Here is an 18,295-nt window from a genome sequence, read left to right on the forward strand (position 1 = left end):
CCGTCCGGTAACGGCGGCCGACGGGAAGGTGTCCCCGGGACACGGAGGTGGCACGATCCCGCCAGATCGACCAACTCGTGGGTAGCCCCGACCGGGTGACCCGCTCCCCATCGACGGAGGTCCGCAGTGCCCGCCCGAACCCGCACCACCATCCCCGCCGCCGTCGCCGCGGCGGCGCTGGCCGCCCTGCTCGCCGGCTGCGGCGCGGGGGGTGACGGCAGCGGCGGGGGTACCGGCGGTGCCGCCCGGACCAGCGCCGCCGCGATCCCGGCGGCCGCCAAGGACGACGCGCTCGCCGCGATGGTCCCGCAGTCCGTGGCCGCCGACGGCAAGCTCGTCTTCGGCACGGACGCCTCGTACGCGCCCAACGAGTTCACGGCCCCGGACGGCACCACGATCATCGGGATGGACGTGGACCTGGGCACGGCCGTCGCGCAGAAGCTCGGCCTGACGCCGGAGTTCCAGAACTCCGCGTTCTCCGGGATCATCCCCGGCATCGAGGGCGGGAAGTACGACGCCGGCATCTCCTCGTTCACGATCAACCCGGAGCGCGTGCAGACCGTCGACATGGTGAGCTACTACATCGCCGGCACCAGCCTGGCGGTCAAGGCCGGCAACCCGGACGGAATCACGCTGGACAACCTGTGCGGCAAGGCCGTCGGCGTCCAGGCGGGCACGGTGCAGGTCGAGGACATCGCGGCGCGCACCAAGGCCTGCACGGACACGGGCAAGCCGGCGATCCAGGTCACCGAGCTGCAGGCGCAGACCGACGTCACGCTGGCGCTGACCTCGAACCGGATCGTCGCCATGCTCGCGGACTCCCCGGTCGCGGCGTACGCGGTGACCACCACGCAGGGCGCGGTCGAGGTCGTCGGCGAGCCGTACGCCACCGCGCCCTACGGCGTCGTGCTCAAGAAGGCCCAGGGGGAGTACCCGAAGGCGGTGCAGGGCGCGATCCAGGCCCTGATCACGGACGGCACCTACAAGGCGATCCTGGACAAGTGGAACGTGGCGAACGGCGCGATCCCCACGTCCGAGATCTCGAGCTGACGTCGTGACGACCTCCTCGACGGACCGGGACGTCCGCTCGTCGGAGCCCCTCGACGCGGTCCCGGTCCGGCACCCGGGGCGGTGGGTGGCGGTCGCCCTGCTGGCGGTGCTCGCCGCCATGTTCGTGCACACCGTCCTGACGAACGACAACTTCCGCTGGAACGTCGTCGGCAGCTACCTGTTCTCCGGGCCGGTGCTCAACGGGCTCGGGAACACGCTCGTACTCACGGTGATCTCGATGGTGATCGGCATCGTCGGCGGGATCCTGCTCGCCGTCATGCGCCTCTCGCCCAACCCGATCCTGTCCTCGGTGGCCGCGCTCTACATCTGGGTGTTCCGCGGGACCCCGCTGATCGCCCAGCTGCTGTTCTGGAACTTCCTCTCCGCGCTCTACCCGCGCCTCGCGCTGGGGATCCCGTTCGGTCCGGAGTGGATCTCCTTCGACACGAACCAGCTGATCAACCAGTTCGCGGCCTGCCTGCTCGGCCTCGGCCTCAACGAGGCCGCCTACATGGCCGAGATCGTGCGCGGCGGCATCCAGTCCGTCGACCACGGGCAGACCGAGGCGGCCGGCGCGCTGGGGATGTCCCGGGCGCAGACGCTGCGCCGGATCGTGCTCCCGCAGGCGATGCGGGTGATCATCCCGCCGACCGGGAACGAGACGATCTCGATGCTGAAGACGACCTCGCTCGTCGTCGTCATCGGGTACTTCGAGCTGCTCACCTCGGTCCAGCGGATCTACTCGGTGAACTTCCAGACGATCCCGCTGCTCATCGTCGCCGCGGCCTGGTACCTGGCACTGACGTCGGTGCTGTCGATCGGCCAGGGGTTCGTGGAGCGGCGCTTCGGACGCGGTCTGCAGACCGGGCCCGCCGGGCCCCGGTTGTTCCCCCGCACCAATCGATCGACCCGCAACGAGGAGCGCACGGCATGACCCCGATGGTCGAGGGCATCGGCATCCACAAGAGCTTCGGTGCCACGAAGGTGCTCCAGGGCGTGGACTTCGTGGTGCAGCCGGGCGAGGTCGCGTGCGTGGTCGGGCCGTCGGGCTCCGGCAAGTCCACGATGCTGCGCTGCATCAACCACCTGGAACGCATCGACTCCGGGCGGCTGCGCGTCGACGGGCACCTCATCGGCTACCGCGAGGCCGGCGGGAAGCTGCACGAGATGCGGGAGTCCGAGATCGCGCAGCAGCGCCGGGACATCGGGATGGTGTTCCAGCGCTTCAACCTGTTCCCGCACAAGACGGCGCTGGAGAACGTCATGGAGGCGCCGCTCGTGGTGCGGCGTTCGCCTCGCGGTGCCGCGCGGAAGCAGGCCGAGGAGCTGCTGGACCGGGTGGGTCTCGGGGACCGGATGGGGAACTATCCGGCTCAGCTGTCCGGCGGGCAGCAGCAGCGTGTGGCGATCGCCCGCGCGCTCGCCATGTCCCCGCGGCTCATGCTGTTCGACGAGCCCACCTCGGCGCTGGACCCGGAGCTCGTCGGCGAGGTCCTGGACGTCATGCGCGGGCTCGCGAGGGACGGCATGACCATGGTCGTGGTGACGCACGAGATGGGCTTCGCCCGGGAGGTCGGGGACTCCCTGGTCTTCATGGACGACGGCCGGATCGTCGAGTCCGGCGCCCCGCGCGAGGTCCTGGCCAACCCCCGGGAGGAGCGCACCAAGGCCTTCCTGTCCAAGGTTCTCTGACGTTCCACCAGCCGGGCCGCAGCCCCCGCGAGGCGCGCCCCGCGACCGCGCGAGTCGCGATGTGGAGCCTCGCGAGTCGCGGCCGGCGCCCGCGTGCGTCGGGCTCTGAGGCCCTGCTCGGGATCAGGCCGGAAGGCGTTCGGCTCGGGGCAGCATCGTGGCCGGGTCGGGTCGTCCCGCGCGCAGACCGGACGAACGACGCCTCTCGTCACATTTGATGATCTCCCACCGCGACTTGTTGCGCGCTGCAACCACGGCCCGATGAAGGGACGTGAACCGCACGTCGCGCACCGTCGCGCTCTCCGCCCTCGGTCTCTTCGGCCTGCTCGCCGCGGGCTGCGCATCCGAGACCCCCACGCTCGCCGCCGCCCCCGTCACGATCACGGTGACCGCAGCGCCCGCCCCGACCATGACGATCGCGCCCGTCACGGAACCGGCGGCCGCGGCCCCGACGACGACGCGCCCGCGGACCACCACGACCACCCCGCGCATGACGACCCGCAGCCCGCGGACCACGGTCGTCGCGCCCGAACCGGTCGTCGCCGCGGCCGCCCCAGCGCCCCGCCGGGCCGTCACGACCACCGCCAAGCCCGCGCGCTCGTCCGGCTGCGACCCGAACTACAGCGGCTGCGTGCCGATCGACTCCGACGTCGACTGCCAGGGCGGATCCGGCAACGGCCCGTCGTACGTGACTGGGCCGGTGCGGGTGACCGGCAACGACATCTACCGGCTGGACGCGGACAAGGACGGGGTCGGCTGCGAGTAGGCCGGACGCCCGGAATCCGCGACTCGGGGACCCGAAACCGCCGACTCGCGGGGTGATCTCGAGGGGTGGCGGGTGGGCGTCAGCGGGGAGGGCGGCCCATCAGGAAGAACTCCGGGTTGGGGCGCAGGGCCGTCAGGTGGGCCATCCGGTTCGAGAGGGCGAAGAGCGCGGTGATCGCGCCGACGTCCCAGATCTCGTCCTCGGACAGGCCCGCGACCCGGGCGTCGTCCAGCTCGGCCTCGGTGAGGGAGGCGGAGTCCGTCGCGATCATCAGGGCGAGGTCCACGATCGCGCGCTCGCGGGGGCTGAGCTCCACGGCGTAGGGGTTCGTCGCGACCCTGTCCGCGATCTCGGCGTCCTTCGTCCGGACCCGCAGGATCGCCCCGTGGGCGACGACGCAGTACGTGCAGTGGTTCGCCCCCGACGTCGCGACGACGACCAGCTCGCGCTCCGCCTTGCTCAGTCCGTCGTCCGAGTCCATCAGCGCGTCGTGGTAGTCCAGGAATGCGCGCAGCTCGCGCGGGCGGCGGGCGAGCGCGCGGAAGACGTTGGGGACGAACCCGGACTTCTCGGCGATCGCACCGATCCTGTTCCGCAGGTCCTCCGGCATGTCCCCCAGCTCGACATGCCCGAATCGGCTCACCGACTGATCAGTCATTCCCGCGACGTTACCGTCCGATACCGGCTCCGCCAGACCCTTTCGCGGGGCCCGGCGGACCTGCATGATCTGCGGGCATGGCGATCCCCGAGGACATCCGTGCCCGCGTCGCCGAGTGGTGCACGGGGCAGGTCCCGGACAGCACCAAGGACGAGCGCCGCATCGGTTACACGACGGCCGGCGACCATCTGACGATCCTGGACCGGCGCCCGCCGGCGATCCCCGAGCTGGGCGCGGCCTGGACGTCGACGCCCCTGGCGCAGCTGCGGGCCGACGACCCGAAGCCCGGCCGCTGGACCCTCTACATCGCCGGCCCCGAGGGCGGCCCCCGGTGGGAGCGCCAGGAACCCTCCGGGGACGACCCCATCACGCTGCTGGAGCGGATCGAGTCCGCGCTGCGTTCCACCGGGCCCTAGGCCTGTCGTTTCCCGGCCGTCTCGACCCCGGCCCCCTGCGGGGCGCGCCGCGCCTGCGGCAGGTGCACCACGCGCCCGGACCCCAGCGCCGGGGACCGTCCCCGGACGGCCGGCGCACCCGCCTGCGCGAGCACGCCGAGCAGCGTGTTCGTCCCGGACCGGCGAGCCCCGGACGCGACGGCCACCAGGCGCGGTGCCGCGCCCGTGACCAGCAGCCGGTTCACCCCGAGCTCGGCGCCGTCGAGCAGGATCACGACGTCCAGGACGTCCGTACCAGGCAGCGCGGTGATCAGCTCCTCCAGCGGTACCGGCCAGACGAACCCGAACCCGGCGGCGCCGGCGACCGCGGCCCGCTCCCAGGCGTCCGCCAGACCCGGGCTCGTCTCCCGCAACCCGCCGAGCAGCTCGACGGCCTCGCTCTCGTCCGCGATCTCGCGGCGGGCCGCGGCGAGCCGGCCCAGTGCCTCGGCGTAGGCCTGCGCGTCCCGCGTCCGCAGCGCCTCGACGACGTCCCGCAGCTCGACCGGGACGCTCCCGCCGGGCAGGGACTCCGTCAGCGTCCGCGCCGCGTCGTCCAGCCGGGCGGCGGCCTGCGCGGCCGACCCGTGCTGCCCGTAGTCCACGATCGCGCCGGCCACCCGCTCGGCGGTCTGCAGGTCGGGGACCGAGAGCGGCGACGACGGGTGCAGGAAGAGCACGTCGTGCCGCAACGCGGCGACGGAGCGGGCGGCCGCGGCGACGCGGGTCAGACCGTCCGCGAGCTGTGCGAGCTCCTCGGCGTCGCGCGGCGCGGGGATGTCCAGCACACGGCAGCCCGCGTCGATCCGGGTCAGCCGCTCGGCCAGCTCGAGGTGCTCCAGGGCGAGCAGCACGTGCTCGGCCTCGATGGGCTCCACCCCGTCGACGCGGAGCCGCCGCAGCACGGGCGCCACGTCCCGCTGCACGCCGGCGCGGAAGAGGTTGCGGCTGCGGCCGCCGCTGTGCAGGAAGTCCAGGTAGCGGTGCAGCAGGTCGGCCGCGTCCCGGGGCAGCGGGCCGACGACGCCGACCCGCGGGGTGTGCAGGGTCCGCTCGGCCGCGACCGTGGCCTGCGCGGTGTCCGCGACCAGCGCGTCGAACTCCTGCCGGTGCCGGTTGTGCACGAGCTGCGAGAGCACGTCCCGCTCCCAGGCGCGCCCGGGCGCGAGCGCGCCGAGCGTGCGGCCCGCGCAACGCGCGACCGCCGTGACCGCGTCGAGCCGCTCCGGGTCCAGCTCCTCGAGCAGGCCGTGGACCATCGCGCTGCCGTCGGGGTCCGACGCGCGGTGCGCGGCGCGGCGGCACAGCTCCTCGACCACGTCGAACGTCGGCATCGCGTCCACCGGGGGCAGCTGCTGCCCCACGCGGGCCCGGCGCTCGGGGGTGGAGGTGACGAGCAGGCGGCGGAGCCGGCGCTGCTCGGCGGGGGTCTGCGCGGGCAGGTCCTCGACGAGGGGGCCGCCAGCGCGCACCCCCTCCAGGCGGGCGGCGTCCGTGGCGGCGACGGCGACCCGGAACCCGTCCTCGACGAGCGTCCCGACGGCCGCGGCCACCTCGGCGGGCGTGAAGTCCTCGAGGACCACCAGGGACTCGGCGCGCACGGCGGAGACGACGGACACCGGATCCTCGCTCGGCCGGCGCTGCTCCGGCAGCGCCCCGACCGACGCGGCCAGCGCCTCGGCGAGCCGGCGTAGCCCGGCGGGTGCGTCGCCGGCGCCGATCCGGGCCGTGATCTCCTCGCGGGCGGCGACGGTGGCGTCGTCCGTCCCGGACTCGGCGATCCGGTTCACGAACGTCCCCAGGCCCGCGTCGTCCAGCTCACTCGACAGTCCGACATCGAGCATCCCGGTCACCTCCCACTGCCCCCGCCCGCGCGACGGTCACGGGTTGTATTTCGCCCGTCACGTCATAACGTTCCACCTCGTTCGGGTACCTCCACAAGCCGATGGCGCTCAGAGGTGACCCTATGCGGCCGTCGGGTGCCCGTCCGGGGATCTTTCTCACCCTTTCGACGTCGGCGAGGCACTACACGCACGTTCGTCGTACCGGGCCGGCCGTTCGGAGCGGGGCTCCGGCGCAGGTCGGCGGCCCGTCCCCGCGTAGGCATCACTCTCAGTGAGCGACAGGCCGGGAGCGGGGAGGCTGCCAGGGCCCACGACGCGGGACGGGCCCGCCGCGAGCGAGGCTCGCGACGGGCCGTCCGCCGTGCTCGGGAGGGATCAGGCGCCGAGGCGCTGCTTCAGGTTCTCCAGCTCGTCCCGCATCGAGGTGGGCAGGTTGTCACCGACCTTCTCGAACCACTCCTCGATCAGCGGGATCTCCGCCTTCCACTCCTCGACGTCCACCGCCAGGGCCGCGGCGACGTCCTCCTCGGTGGCGTCCACGCCGTCGAGGTCCATCTGGTCCGGCGTCGGGACGAAACCGACCGGGGTCTCGACCGCGGCGGCCTTGCCCTCGATCCGCTCAATGATCCACTTCAGGACGCGCGAGTTCTCGCCGAACCCGGGCCACAGGAAGCGGCCGTCCTCGCCGCGGCGGAACCAGTTGACGTAGAAGATCCGCGGCAGCTTGTTCGCGTCCGCGCCCTTGCCGGTGTCCAGCCAGTGCTGGAAGTACTCGCCGACGTTGTAGCCGAGGAACGGCAGCATCGCCATCGGGTCACGACGGACCTGGCCGAGGCCGCCGGTGGCCGCGGCGGTCTTCTCCGACGACATCGTGGCGCCCATGAAGGTGCCGTGCTGCCAGTCCCGGGCCTCCGTGACGAGCGGGACGGTCGTCTTGCGGCGGCCGCCGAAGAGGATCGCCGAGATCGGCACGCCCTTGGGGTCCTCCCACTCGGGCGCGACGACGGGGCACTGTGCGATCGGCACGGTGTAGCGCGAGTTCGGGTGCGCGGCGTCGGTGCCGGACTCGGGCGTCCAGTCGTTGCCCTTCCAGTCGATCAGGTGCTGGGGGTCGCCCTCCAGGCCCTCCCACCAGACGTCCCCGTCGTCCGTCAGCGCGACGTTGGTGAAGATCGCGTTGCCGGCCTCGTTGGTCCGCATCGCGTTCGGGTTGGTCTTCCAGTTGGTGCCCGGCGCGACGCCGAAGAAGCCGAACTCCGGGTTGACCGCGTAGAGCCGGCCGTCCTCGCCGAACCGCATCCACGCGATGTCGTCACCGACGGTCTCGGCCTTCCAGCCGGGGATGGTCGGCTGCAGCATCGCGAGGTTGGTCTTGCCGCAGGCCGAGGGGAACGCGGCGGCGACGTAGTACGCCTTGTCCTCCGGGCTGATCAGCTTGAGGATCAGCATGTGCTCGGCGAGCCAGCCCTCGTCGTGCGCGATGTTCGACGCGATGCGCAGCGCGTAGCACTTCTTGCCCAGCAGGGCGTTGCCGCCGTAGCCGGAGCCGAAGCTCCAGATCTCCCGGGTCTCCGGGAAGTGGGTGATGTACTTGGTGTCGTTGCAGGGCCAGGGCACGTCCTTCTGGCCCGGCTCGAGCGGCGCGCCGACCGTGTGGATCGCCGGCACGAACCTGTCCCCCGCTGCCGTGTCGAAGAGCGGCAGGACCGAGGCGCCCATCCGCGTCATGATCTTCATCGACACCACGACGTACTCGGAGTCCGTGATCTCGACGCCGAGTTTCGAGTCGTCGCCGTCCATCGGACCCATGCAGAACGGGATGACGTACATGGTGCGGCCCTTCATGGCGCCGCGGAACAGGCCGGTGAGGGTCTCCCGCATCTCGGCGGGGTCGACCCAGTTGTTGGTCGGGCCCGCGCCCTCGGGGGTGGCACTGCAGATGAACGTCCGCTCCTCGACGCGCGCGACGTCGTCGGGATCGGAGACCGCCCAGAACGAGTTCGGCTTCTTCTCCTCGTTCAGCTTCCGGAACGTCCCGGCCTCGACGAGGCGGGTCGTCATGCGGTCCCACTCGGCGTCGGACCCGTCGCACCACACGACGGCGTCCGGCGTGGTCAGTTCGGCGACCTCACGCACCCATGACAGCAGGCGCGCGTTGGTCGTGGGGGCGTCGTCGATCCCTGGAACGGTCGCTGCGGTCATTCTCGTCCTGTCTCCTCGCCCGGTCGGCCCCGCCCGTCCGGGAAAACGGCAATCACCCCGCCCGTGTCGTGAGCGGGGGGTGTAACGGGGAAAGGTGACTACGGAGGTTACCGGCGATGTACCGCGGACCCCACAGGGGAAAACTGTCGGTCGGCTCACAGCACCGATCATGGAATCGATTCAGAAACGGTCAGAGCGCTGTTGACCACCAGAAATGCCGTCAGGTTGTCCTGCAGTAAGGATCACCACTCCGGGCACGTCACAAGCGCGATCGGCCCGCGTGGTTCCCGCACATGACGCACATGTGAAATCGACGCCCGAGCTTACGGTTTCAAAATACGGAATGGTGCCTGAAATTCACGCAGAAGCGCGGCGGAACCTGTCGGAACGGTAGCCGGGGGAGATCGTCGCGATCTGGGGGAGCATCAGCGGGAGCCGGTGCGCCGTCACCTGCCAGTAGCGGCACTCGGGGTCGACGGCCCGCCAGGCGTCGGCGAGCCGCGTCGTCGCGTCGGAGTCCACGACCCGCCGGGGACGCGGGCGCATCGCGCACCGTTCCCGGATCAAGGCGTCGAGGGTGCGCCACGCGTCGTCCGCGGTCGTGTGCACGCTGACCGTCGCGGGCTCCTCGTCGTCACCCACCACGAGCGTGTACGCGCTCACTGCGTCGTAGGACACGGCTGTCACCCTCCTCGCACCCACTCGGGCGGCACACCACGTCGGTGGTGCGGCCTCCCGACACTCAACTGCATGCGGGCCACCGAGGTACGCGGTTCGCCCCGCGACGCGCCGGGGAGTCGCCGAAGTTCAGCCCTCGGTGCCGTGAACGGCACGTCGGCCCGAAGACCGCCGGGCGGACGTGCCGCTCGCCCGGATCAGGCGAGCCCCGCGAGAAGCGACGCGAGGGCCTTCGGCTCCGAGAACATCGGCCAGTGGCCGGTCGGCAGCTCGGTGAAGGACCACTCCCGCCCGGTCATCTCCGCGAAGCCGGGGACGCCGGCGTCGATCAGGCCCTGGGCGTCCGCGGCGGTGAAGCTGCAGGCGACGACGGTCCTGGGCAGCGTCGGGTCCGGGGTGCCGCGGCGGATCGAACCGGTGACGACCCCCTCGGGCTCGGGGCGGGAGCGCTCGTGGACCCGGGCGAACGTCGCGTCGTCCAGGCCGGCCGTGCTCGTGCCCTGGACGTCGAACTCCTCGCGGCTGGGCATCGGGTTCATGCCGTTGTTCTGCGCGATCCGCGCCCGGGTCCACTCCTGGCCCTCCGGCGGGGCGAAGTCGATCTGTGCGAAGCCGTCGGGCAGCGGTCCGGTGTCCACGAACACCAGGTGGGACACGGCGCTCCGGACCCGCTCGGCCGCGGCGGCGACGACCGGACCGCCGCCGCTGTGCCCGGCGAGCACCACGCCCTCGCGGCCGCCGAGCGCGGCCACCACCTCGTCGACGTGCGCCTCGGCCGTCGACCCGAGCAGGTCCACCGCCACGACGTCGTGCCCCGACGCCCGCAGCTCGGCACCCACCTCGTCCCATGCCCACGCGCCCAACCAGAACCCGGGGACCAGCACATATGTCGTCATGGGGAGAATGGTAGAAGCGAATCAGGACGGATCCGGCCCTGTCTGTCGGGCAGAATCCACACCGACGGTGGCGGGTCCGCGTCGGCTACCGCTCGTGACGCGGGGAGACGAGCGAGCGCTGGACCCCTACGGGCTGGTCTTCCACCACGGCCGCTGGTGCGTCACGGGGCACGACGACCGGCGTGGCGAGGTCCGCGTCTTCCGGCTTGACCGGATCACCTCGGTGGGCCGCACCGAGCACCGTTTCCGTCGGCCGGAGGGCTTCGACCCGGTCGCGCACGTCGCGGCCGGGCTGGCCGGGGTGCCCCATGCCCTGGACGTCGAGGTGGTGCTGCACGGGCCGCCCGACGACGTCCGCCGGCGGTTGCCGCGCACGCTCGGCCCCCTCGAACCACACCCGGACGGGACGCTCCTGCGGGCCCGCGCGGAGCACGCGGACGGGATGGCCCGGATGCTCGCCGGGCTGGCGTGCGGTTCACCGTGCTGCGCCCGGAGGAGGTGCGGGTGGCGGTCCGGGAGCACGCGGCGCGGCTCCTGGAGGACGCGGGTCGATGCACGAACGGCACTCTCGCTCATCAGGTATGAGCGAAAGTGCCGTTCGTGAACATCAACGGGACCGCAGGCCGACCGCCACGGTGACGGCGACGGCCAGCAGGACCGCCGTGCCGACGCCCGCGGTGACGTCGACGCCGGTCGCGAACGCCTCGCGGGCGGAGTCGAGGAGGGCAGTGCCCGCCGGGGCCGGGAGGGTCACCGCCGCCTCGACCGCGCCGCCGAGCGTCTGGGACGCGGCGGGGTCGGCGCCCGCGGGGACCTCGACGCCCGCCCGGTAGACCGCGCTCAGCACGCTGCCGAGCACCGCGGTGCCCAGGACCGCGCCCACCTCGTACCCGGTCTCCGAGACCGCGGAGGCGGCGCCGGCCCGGTCCGCCGGGACGGCGGCGAGGATCGCGTCGTTCGTCAGGGTCTCGGACAGGCCGACGCCCGCGCCCATCAGCACGGACGCCGCCAGCAGCGTCAGCTCGCCGGAACCCGCGCCGAGCATCGTGCACAGCGCGTAGCCCGCGGCGGCGGTCGTCAGGCCGGTCGGGACCAGCAGGCGCAGCGGGAACCGGCGGGCGAGGGCGGCGGCCCCGAGCCCGGCGAGGATCGTCGCGACCATGCCCGGCACCAGCAGCAGCCCGGCCTGCATCGGCGAGTGGCCGAGGACCAGCTGCAGGTACTGCGCGGCGAAGAACAGCAGGCCGGTCAAGGCGAACATCGTGGTGGCGTTGGCCAGCACCGACACCCGCAGCACCGGGGCGCTGAAGAGGTCGAGGTCGATCAGCGGCGCGCGGCCCGCGCGGACCCTGGCGCGGCAGCGGCGGACGAACGCGACGCCCGCGGCCACGGCGACGCCGGCCGCGAGGACGACCTCGAGGGTGACCCCGTGCTCGCCGACCAGCTTGATCGCCAGCACGCCCGGCACCGCGGCCAGCAGCGAGAGCACGACGCCGGCCAGGTCCAGCCGCTCCGGCACGGCCATCCGGGACTCGGGCAGCATCGTCGGCACCGCGACGAGCAGCAGCACCATCACCGGCACGTTCGCCGCGAACACCGAGCCCCACCAGAAGTGCTCCAGCAGCAGCCCGCCGACGAGGGGGCCGAGCGCGGCACCGGCCGCGAACCCCGTCGCCCAGATCGCGAGCGCCAGCCGCCGCTGCGCGCGGTCGACGAAGAGCCCGCGCAGGATCGCCAGCACGGACGGCATGAGCATCGCGCCGAAGACGCCGAGCAGCGCCCGGGCGACGACGAGGTGCGCCGCGTCCGTCGCGAAGGCGGCGAGCAGGGACACCGCACCGAAGCCCGTGACGCCGATCATCAGCAACCGTCGGCGACCGATCCGGTCACCCAGGGTACCCATCGTGACGAGCAGGCCGGCCAGTGCGAGGGGATAGGCGTCGACGATCCAGAGCAGCGTCGTGGCGTCCGGGGCGAGCGCGGTGCTGATCGCGGGGAGCGCGAAACCGAGCACCGTGTTGTCCACCGCGACGAGCAGCGTGGGCAGGAACAGCACCGCCAGGGCGAGCCATTCCCGCAGGCCGGCGAGGGTACGAGGGGTCGTGGGGAGAGACGACGAGCGGGGGGCGGGGAGGGTGGCGGTCATCGCGGGTCCTAGCGGCGCCCACCGGGCGCGTCGTGCGGATGAGAATTCGGGACGAGCTATACCGTCCAGACGGTACAGTAGCTCAACGTCACCGGGGCACGCGAACTTCCGCGAGCCGGGTGAGACGTCTCACCGCGATCACGACCCCTAGACTCGGCAGGTGGCGAGCGCGCGGGATCGGGTCCTCGACGCCTACGAGACCCTGCTGATCGAGCAGGGGTCCGCGGGCGCGACGCTGGACGCCGTCGCGGCCGCCGCGGAGGTCTCCAAAGGCGGCCTCCTCTACCACTTCGCCTCGAAGGACGCGCTGGCCCAGGGTCTGTTCGAACGCCTCCGCGAGCGCAGCAAGGCGGACGCCGCGCTGATGCGGGAGAGCCCGGACGGCCCCGTCGAGTACTACCTCCTGACCTCGGTCCCCGGTGCCGCGTCGCCGGCCGGGCTGAGCCGCACCTATCTCGCGACCCTGCGTCTCGCGGACGCCAGCACGATCGGCGGGGCGGCGCGCGAGGCGGTGGCCGGCGTCGACGCGGACGGGCTCGCCGCGCTCACCGAGGAGGTCCCGGACCCGGTGCTCGCCTGGCTGGTCCAGCTCGTCGGCGACGGCCTGTACCTGCGCACCCTCACCGGCGCTCCGCTCACCGGAGGCATCGCCGTGGACGACCTGCTGGACCGGCTCCGACAGATCATCGGCCGGTCCGGAACCGGCGCGACCGGCTAACACCGGTCCCCACGACGCCGAACCCCTCCCACGAGGGGGATCGGAATGGTGATGAGGACCCGGGGAACGGTCCGCGTCGACGTCCGGGAGAAGGGCTCGGGCCCGACGGTGGTGCTGCTGCCGGGCTCGCTGGCCGGGCTGTCGCGGTGGGAGGGCCTGGTCGAGGAGCTGGCCGACGACCACCACGTCCTGACGGTGGCGCTGCACGGGCACGGGGCGACCCCGCCCTGGTCGGCGCCGCGCCGGCAGTCCCTGACGGACCAGGTCCGGCTGGTGCACGCCGTCACCGCGGGGCGGGACGACCCGGTGTCGCTGATCGGGCACGGCATCGGCGGCGCGGTCGCGATGCGCGCGGCGGTGGAGCTGGGCGAACGGGCCGAGGCCCTCGTCCTGGTGGAGCCGGTGCCGTTCAGCCTGCTCGCCCGGGCGGGCAGGCACGACGTGTTCGACGACGTGTGCCGGCTCCGGGATCGGGTCGTGGAGGCCGCCGACGCGCAGCGCTGCGCCGCGGCGGCGCCGTCGGTCACGGACCACTGGTTCGGCGAGGGCACCTGGGCGGGCCTCTCGGAACGGCGCCGCGCCCAGTTCGTCGACGCGATCGGGCCCGGGCGCCACGAATGGGACGCGATCACTGACCCGGGGCTGACCCTCGCCGAGGTCGCCTCGGGCTCCGCGGCGACGTTGCTGCTGGTCGGGCCGATGCCGCAGCCGCCCATCCGCGATCTCGTCGACGTGCTGGCGCAGGCCCGGCCGGACTGGACGGTCCGGGAGCAGCTCGGGGCCGGGTCCCTGGCCGAGCCCGTGAGCATCGCGGTGCTCGACTCCGTCGTCCTCGAGTTCCTGCGGGCGGCCCGGTGACGACCGGTCTCCGCCCTGGATCCGATGACCGCATGCGTACGAGTGGGGCGAAACGGGTAATCGCCTGCGCCACCGGCCGGTGGCCGTGCGCCTGAGGAGAGTCGATGGGCACCACCGAGTACGTGATCTACCTGTTCGTCGCCGTCATGTTGACCGTGGTGGTCGGCCAGGTCCTGCTGCGCAGCGGACAGCCCTTCCTGGAGGAGGTGTTCCGGAGCAACGAGACGGCGCACTCGCTCAACGTCCTGCTCAGCGTGCTGTTCCACCTGCTCACCCTCGGGGTCCTGGCGCTCCTCTCGACCATCGATGTGCCGATCGAGGCGCCCCTGCAGGCCACGGTGACCCGGTTCGGGGTGGCGTTGCTGGTGGTCGGGATCGCCTACGGCGTCTCGATGCTGGTGCTGCTGCGGATCCGGGAGCGCAGGCGCCAGGCCGTGGTGTCCGACCGGATCGACGAGCGGCTGGCCGAGCAGCGCCGCCGCCCCGCCCCGACCGCCGACCCGGTCCCGCCGCCCCCGCCGGCTTAGGAGGGTGATGTTCAGCACCCCTCCCAGGACGGGCTACCGCCCGAGGGACACCGAGCTCATGTGGAAGTCCGGCACCCGGACCGGCGGCATGGCCGTCCGGGTGAACCAGTCCTTCCACTCCCGCGGCAGCGTCGGGACCGTGGCGCCCACCTCGCTCGTCCGGCGCAGGAGGTCCAGGGGCGAGTAGTTGAACCGGAAGTTGTGGTCGACCTCGGCGACGACCTCGCCGTGTTCCACCAGGTAGACGCCGTCCCGGGTCAGGCCGGTGAGCAGCAGCGTCGTGGGGTCGACCTCACGGATGTACCAGAGACACGTCAGCAGCAGGCCGCGTTCGGTGCGCGCGACCATCTCCGGCAAGGAAGTGTCGGCGCCGCCGGTCAGGATCAGGTTGTCCCCGGCCGGCGTGAACGCCGTCCCGAACTCCGCGGCCTCGGCACGGCTGTAGACGAGTTCGCTGATCACGCCCTCGCGCACCCAGTCCACCCGCCGGGTCGGCGCCCCGTTGTCGAACACGCTGGTGCCGCCCCCGGACGCGGTGGCGACGACGAACGGCTCGTACTCCATCCCCGGTGCGTCCGGATCGCTGCTCAGGGTCAGCGGGAGCGACGTCAGCTGCTCGCCGATGCGCGGCCCGTCCGGCCCGGCGAGCGCGCTGCGGCCCTCCTGCGCGGCTCGCCCCTCCATGGACCAGGACAGATAGACGAGCATGTCCGCGACGGCCGACGGCGGCATCAGCGTCTCGTAGCGGCCGGGCTCCAGGGTGACCTTGCGGGTGCCCCAGGCCAGCCGGTCCGCGGCCTCGGCGGCGAGCGCGACGACGTCGACGTCCGTGAAGTCCGTCGTCGCGGCGCCGGCCCAGGCGGAGCCGGACAGATCCGGCGTCTTGACGTTGAGCTCGACGGAACCGGTGGGCTGCACCCAGCGGCGGCGCACGCCCGCCGAGGTGCCCAGCCATGCCGTGGTGAGCGAATGGCTCGCGAAGCCGTACTGCAGGTTCGGCCCGGCCAGCACCTCGGCGAGGCCGCTCGCCAGGTCCGAGTAGACGGCGATCGAGGTCTCCGCGGCGGGATCGCCCCAGGCCGCGTCCTCGCAGGTCGGCTCGGGGAGCGGCGCGGCGTCCTCCGCCGGGCCCGCGTCCCGGGCGCTGCGCTCCGCCTCGCGCACCAGGTCCTCGAGCCGGCCCTGATCGGTGACGGCGACGCTGGAACTGACCGTCCCGGCCGCCGTCCCGCCCTCGACGTCGACGAACGCGATCACCGTGACCCGACGCGACGTCGTGTGTCCGTTGGTCGTCATCGACGAGTTCGCCCAGCGCAGGACGGCCTCACCGGTCTCGCTGACGATCACCGCGCAGCCCGCGAGCCCGGCCGACGCCGCCAGGACGCGCTCGACGATCTCCTGTGGGGACAGGGTGCTCACTTGCCCTCCTCCTGGGTGTTCAGCACCGAGATCCCGCGGAACCGCGCGGACGGGCAGCCGTGGCTCACCGGCGCGGCCTGTCCCGGCTGGGCCTTGCCGCAGTTCATCGCGCCACCGAGGCGCCACGTGGACGGGCCGCCGACGGCGTCCATCGCGCCCCAGAAGTCCGTGGTCGTGGCCTGGTAGGCGACGTCGCGCAGCTGCCCGGCGAGCTTCCCGTCCTCGATCCGGAAGAAGCGCTGGCCGGTGAACTGGAAGTTGTAGCGCTGCATGTCGATGGACCAGGACTTGTCCCCGACGACGTAGATCCCTCGTTCGACGCCGGCGATCAGCTCGTCCGTGCTCGTGTCCTTCGCCGGGTCCGGCGCCAGGGACACGTTGGCCATCCGCTGGATCGGGACGTGGTGCGGGGAGTCCGCGAACGCGCAGCCGTTGGACCGGTCGAGGCCCAGCCGGGGCGCGAAGGTGCGGTCCAGCTGGTAGCCGACGAACACGCCGTCGCGGACGAGGTCCCACTCGCCGGTCCGCACGCCGTCGTCGTCGAACCCGATCGTGGACAGGCCGTGCGGGACGGTCCGGTCACCCGTGACGTGCATGTGCTCCGAGCCGTAGCGCAGCGTCCCGAGCTTGTCCGGGGTCGCGAACGACGATCCCGCGTAGGCCGCCTCGTAGCCGATCGCGCGGTCGTACTCCGTGGCGTGCCCGACGGACTCGTGGATCGTGAGCCAGAGGTTGGTCGGGTCGATGACCAGGTCGTACGCCCCCGCCTCGACGCTGGGCGCCTTGGTCTTCTCGGCGAGGAGCTCCGGCATCTCGGCGAGCTCGGCGTCCCAGTCCCAGGTGTCCCCGGTGAGGTACTCCCAGCCGCGGCCGACGGGCGGGGCGAGGCTGCTCATGGTCTCGAAGCCGCCCGCCGCCCGGTCCACGGCGGTCGCGGTGATCCCGGGCTCGAGCCGGACGCGCTGCTGCAGCGTCGTGGTGCCGGCCGAGTCCGCGTAGAACTTGCACTCGCGCACCTGCAGCACCGAGGCCGCGACGTGGTCCACGCCGTCGCTCGCGAGGAGGCGCCGGGACCGATCCGTGAGCAACTCGACCTTGTCCCGGGTGGGCACGGTGAACGGGTCGACGTCGTAGGCCGAGACCCAGACCGAACCCGGATAGACGGGCTCGTCCGCCCGCTCGACCCGTTCCAGCGCCACCGGGAGCAGCGTCCGGGCGACGGCGACGGCCCGTTCGGCCACCGCGACGGCGGACTGCGCGGTGAGCTCGACGTGCGAGGCGAACCCCCACACGCCGTCGACCAGCACCCGGACCGCGACCCCGGTGACGGTGGAGTCCTCGACGCCGGTGACCGAGCCGTCCCGGAGCCGGATGGTCTGCGACACGATCCGCTCGACGCGCAGGTCCGCGTACTCGGCGCCGAGGAGCCGGGCCCGGCTGAGCGCGGCCCCGGCCAGGCCGGCGAGCGGGAGCGCCCGGAACTCGGGATCGATCAGGGTGTCGTCCACGGCGGGATCGGTGGCTGGCACCGCGCCAACCTACCGGCCGCCCCTGTCCGGACGCGGAGTCAGTGGGGGCGGCAGTCAGTGCGGGTCCGGGGGCAGCCACCACGGGTGGTCGTCGTCCGGGAACGCCGCGTCCATGAGCAGCGGGCCGAAGACCGTGCCCGTCAGGAGCGGGCCGCCCGGGTCCACCGGGTCGAGGCGGAGGACCTGGTCCGCCAGGCCGTCGCCGTCCAGGTCGGTCGCGGCGACCAGCCCGCCGTCGTCGACGAGGATCGAGTCCGGCACGCCGTCGCCGTCCGTGTCGAGGTCCCACGGGCCGATGACGAGCTCGCCGAGAGGCTCGTCGGGCAGGTCTCCGTCAACGCGCACCGGACGGCTCCAGAGCCTGCAGCTCCGCGACGACCTCGGCCCGGCGCGCGGCGACGGCCGCGTCCAGCGCCGTCCCCACCCGCCGTTCCACCTCGATCAGCCGCCTTCCGACCACCGTGTCGTACGCCGCGCCGAACCCCTCGAGGGCCTCGGCGACCCAGCCGCCCCAGCGGGTGCGGTCCGCCGCGGCGCGCTGCGCCACGATCGTCCCCGCCACGGCGGCCACGGACAACCCCATGAGCAGCGGCAGCAGCGCCCGGAGCCCGGTGAGCGGCAGGACCGGCAGCCCCAGCAGCGGCAACGCCGCCGCGAGCAGCGGACGCCAGGCCCCGGGACCGGCCCGCAGCAAGAGGTGCGGCCACCCGGGAAGCGCGGGCGGGGGCGGCAACCGGACCGGTGGGGGCTCCGGCGGGCTCCCGGGATCGACGAGGGCGGGATCGAGCCCGAGACCGCCGGCGAGGGCGCGCAGCGGCGGCAGCGCCCGGGCGCGGACGCGGCGCTCCAGGCGGGCGGCGGCCTCCGTGAGCGCCGCG

At 73.0% G+C, this 18,295-nt stretch carries 19 protein-coding genes; 9 read left to right on the forward strand and 10 right to left on the reverse strand.

The features are described from left to right. Nucleotides 1-126: 126 nt before the first annotated feature. The 4 genes from JWP64_RS21330 to JWP64_RS21345 all read left to right on the forward strand — a co-directional run bounded on the left by JWP64_RS21330 (nt 127) and on the right by JWP64_RS21345 (nt 3,508). On the forward strand, nt 127-1,050 hold the full coding sequence (locus tag JWP64_RS21330; RefSeq protein ID WP_297499894.1) for an ABC transporter substrate-binding protein: 924 nt from the start codon (nt 127-129) through the stop codon (nt 1,048-1,050). A gap of 4 nt (nt 1,051-1,054) precedes the next feature. Beyond that, the gene (locus JWP64_RS21335; protein ID WP_297499896.1) at nt 1,055-1,984 is read left to right on the forward strand and encodes an amino acid ABC transporter permease; all 930 of its coding nucleotides are present in this window, start codon (nt 1,055-1,057) and stop codon (nt 1,982-1,984) included. After that, nucleotides 1,981-2,742, forward strand: coding sequence for an amino acid ABC transporter ATP-binding protein (locus JWP64_RS21340; protein WP_297499898.1), 762 nt, complete (start codon nt 1,981-1,983; stop codon nt 2,740-2,742). Before JWP64_RS21335 ends, JWP64_RS21340 begins: the two co-directional genes overlap by 4 nt. A 271-nt stretch (nt 2,743-3,013) precedes the next feature. Then, entirely contained in the window at nt 3,014-3,508 is a 495-nt protein-coding gene (locus tag JWP64_RS21345; protein WP_297499900.1) for a hypothetical protein, read from the forward strand. Between the two features lie 79 nt (nt 3,509-3,587). Here JWP64_RS21345 and JWP64_RS21350 read toward each other — a convergent pair whose 3' ends face one another. Further along, the gene (locus JWP64_RS21350; protein WP_297499902.1) at nt 3,588-4,166 is read right to left on the reverse strand and encodes a peroxidase-related enzyme; all 579 of its coding nucleotides are present in this window, start codon (nt 4,164-4,166) and stop codon (nt 3,588-3,590) included. Between the two features lie 77 nt (nt 4,167-4,243). Between JWP64_RS21350 and JWP64_RS21355 the strand changes: the two genes are divergently transcribed. Continuing rightward, nucleotides 4,244-4,582 carry a hypothetical protein gene (locus JWP64_RS21355; protein WP_297499904.1) on the forward strand — a complete coding sequence of 113 codons (339 nt, stop codon included), beginning with the start codon at nt 4,244-4,246 and terminating at the stop codon, nt 4,580-4,582. Here the strand turns inward: JWP64_RS21355 and JWP64_RS21360 are convergent. The 4 genes from JWP64_RS21360 to JWP64_RS21375 all read right to left on the reverse strand — a co-directional run bounded on the left by JWP64_RS21360 (nt 4,579) and on the right by JWP64_RS21375 (nt 10,220). Further along, nucleotides 4,579-6,444 (reverse strand): hypothetical protein, encoded by a 1,866-nt coding sequence (locus JWP64_RS21360; protein WP_297499905.1) that lies wholly within the window; start codon nt 6,442-6,444, stop codon nt 4,579-4,581. The two genes, JWP64_RS21355 and JWP64_RS21360, sit on opposite strands and share 4 nt — an antisense overlap. A gap of 375 nt (nt 6,445-6,819) precedes the next feature. Next, complete coding sequence (locus tag JWP64_RS21365; protein WP_297499906.1) at nt 6,820-8,646, reverse strand: phosphoenolpyruvate carboxykinase (GTP); 1,827 nt, start codon at nt 8,644-8,646, stop codon at nt 6,820-6,822. Nucleotides 8,647-9,003: 357 nt separating this feature from the next. Beyond that, nucleotides 9,004-9,324, reverse strand: coding sequence for a hypothetical protein (locus JWP64_RS21370; protein ID WP_297499907.1), 321 nt, complete (start codon nt 9,322-9,324; stop codon nt 9,004-9,006). A 197-nt stretch (nt 9,325-9,521) separates the two neighbouring features. Next, a complete protein-coding gene (locus JWP64_RS21375) occupies nt 9,522-10,220 on the reverse strand; it encodes an alpha/beta fold hydrolase (RefSeq protein ID WP_297499909.1) in 699 nt (232 codons plus the stop codon). Nucleotides 10,221-10,314: 94 nt separating this feature from the next. Here JWP64_RS21375 and JWP64_RS21380 point away from each other — a divergent pair, with 94 nt between their 5' ends. Next, nucleotides 10,315-10,824 (forward strand): WYL domain-containing protein, encoded by a 510-nt coding sequence (locus JWP64_RS21380; RefSeq protein WP_297499911.1) that lies wholly within the window; start codon nt 10,315-10,317, stop codon nt 10,822-10,824. A 3-nt stretch (nt 10,825-10,827) separates the two neighbouring features. Here the strand turns inward: JWP64_RS21380 and JWP64_RS21385 are convergent, their stop codons facing one another. Next, a complete protein-coding gene (locus tag JWP64_RS21385) occupies nt 10,828-12,366 on the reverse strand; it encodes an MFS transporter (protein WP_297499913.1) in 1,539 nt (512 codons plus the stop codon). Nucleotides 12,367-12,526: 160 nt separating this feature from the next. Between JWP64_RS21385 and JWP64_RS21390 the strand changes: the two genes are divergently transcribed. From JWP64_RS21390 to JWP64_RS21400, 3 genes are all read left to right on the forward strand, one after another. Beyond that, the gene (locus tag JWP64_RS21390; RefSeq protein ID WP_297499914.1) at nt 12,527-13,084 is read left to right on the forward strand and encodes a TetR/AcrR family transcriptional regulator; all 558 of its coding nucleotides are present in this window, start codon (nt 12,527-12,529) and stop codon (nt 13,082-13,084) included. Nucleotides 13,085-13,135: 51 nt separating this feature from the next. Continuing rightward, nucleotides 13,136-13,942 (forward strand): alpha/beta hydrolase, encoded by an 807-nt coding sequence (locus JWP64_RS21395; RefSeq protein WP_297499916.1) that lies wholly within the window; start codon nt 13,136-13,138, stop codon nt 13,940-13,942. Nucleotides 13,943-14,046: 104 nt separating this feature from the next. After that, a complete protein-coding gene (locus JWP64_RS21400; protein WP_297499918.1) occupies nt 14,047-14,469 on the forward strand; it encodes a hypothetical protein in 423 nt (140 codons plus the stop codon). A gap of 33 nt (nt 14,470-14,502) precedes the next feature. Here the strand turns inward: JWP64_RS21400 and JWP64_RS21405 are convergent, their stop codons facing one another. The 4 genes from JWP64_RS21405 to JWP64_RS21420 form a co-directional block, all read right to left on the reverse strand. Continuing rightward, nucleotides 14,503-15,888 (reverse strand): metallopeptidase TldD-related protein, encoded by a 1,386-nt coding sequence (locus JWP64_RS21405; RefSeq protein WP_297499920.1) that lies wholly within the window; start codon nt 15,886-15,888, stop codon nt 14,503-14,505. Next, nucleotides 15,885-17,417, reverse strand: a complete 1,533-nt coding sequence (locus tag JWP64_RS21410; RefSeq protein WP_297499922.1) for a TldD/PmbA family protein — start codon at nt 17,415-17,417, stop codon at nt 15,885-15,887. The genes JWP64_RS21405 and JWP64_RS21410 overlap by 4 nt, the downstream gene beginning before the upstream one ends. 54 nt (nt 17,418-17,471) lie before the next feature. Further along, nucleotides 17,472-17,762 carry a hypothetical protein gene (locus JWP64_RS21415; RefSeq protein WP_297499924.1) on the reverse strand — a complete coding sequence of 97 codons (291 nt, stop codon included), beginning with the start codon at nt 17,760-17,762 and terminating at the stop codon, nt 17,472-17,474. Continuing rightward, on the reverse strand, nt 17,752-18,295 hold a 544-nt coding region (locus tag JWP64_RS21420; protein ID WP_297499926.1), incomplete at its 5' end, for a hypothetical protein. The genes JWP64_RS21420 and JWP64_RS21415, both read right to left, overlap by 11 nt.

The organism is Pseudonocardia sp. (assembly GCF_025465255.1).
GTDB lineage: Bacteria > Actinomycetota > Actinomycetes > Mycobacteriales > Pseudonocardiaceae > Pseudonocardia.

What these genes read in the sequence shown, in the direction of transcription:
- JWP64_RS21395 (WP_297499916.1), top strand. Translation starts at nt 13,136, where the DNA reads ATGAGGACCCGGGGAACGGTCCGCGTCGACGTCCGGGAGAAGGGCTCG.
- JWP64_RS21385 (WP_297499913.1), bottom strand. Translation starts at nt 12,366, where the DNA reads ATGACCGCCACCCTCCCCGCCCCCCGCTCGTCGTCTCTCCCCACGACC.
- JWP64_RS21365 (WP_297499906.1), bottom strand. Translation starts at nt 8,646, where the DNA reads ATGACCGCAGCGACCGTTCCAGGGATCGACGACGCCCCCACGACCAAC.
- JWP64_RS21355 (WP_297499904.1), top strand. Translation starts at nt 4,244, where the DNA reads ATGGCGATCCCCGAGGACATCCGTGCCCGCGTCGCCGAGTGGTGCACG.
- JWP64_RS21350 (WP_297499902.1), bottom strand. Translation starts at nt 4,166, where the DNA reads ATGACTGATCAGTCGGTGAGCCGATTCGGGCATGTCGAGCTGGGGGAC.
- JWP64_RS21360 (WP_297499905.1), bottom strand. Translation starts at nt 6,444, where the DNA reads ATGCTCGATGTCGGACTGTCGAGTGAGCTGGACGACGCGGGCCTGGGG.
- JWP64_RS21340 (WP_297499898.1), top strand. Translation starts at nt 1,981, where the DNA reads ATGACCCCGATGGTCGAGGGCATCGGCATCCACAAGAGCTTCGGTGCC.
- JWP64_RS21400 (WP_297499918.1), top strand. Translation starts at nt 14,047, where the DNA reads ATGGGCACCACCGAGTACGTGATCTACCTGTTCGTCGCCGTCATGTTG.
- JWP64_RS21375 (WP_297499909.1), bottom strand. Translation starts at nt 10,220, where the DNA reads ATGACGACATATGTGCTGGTCCCCGGGTTCTGGTTGGGCGCGTGGGCA.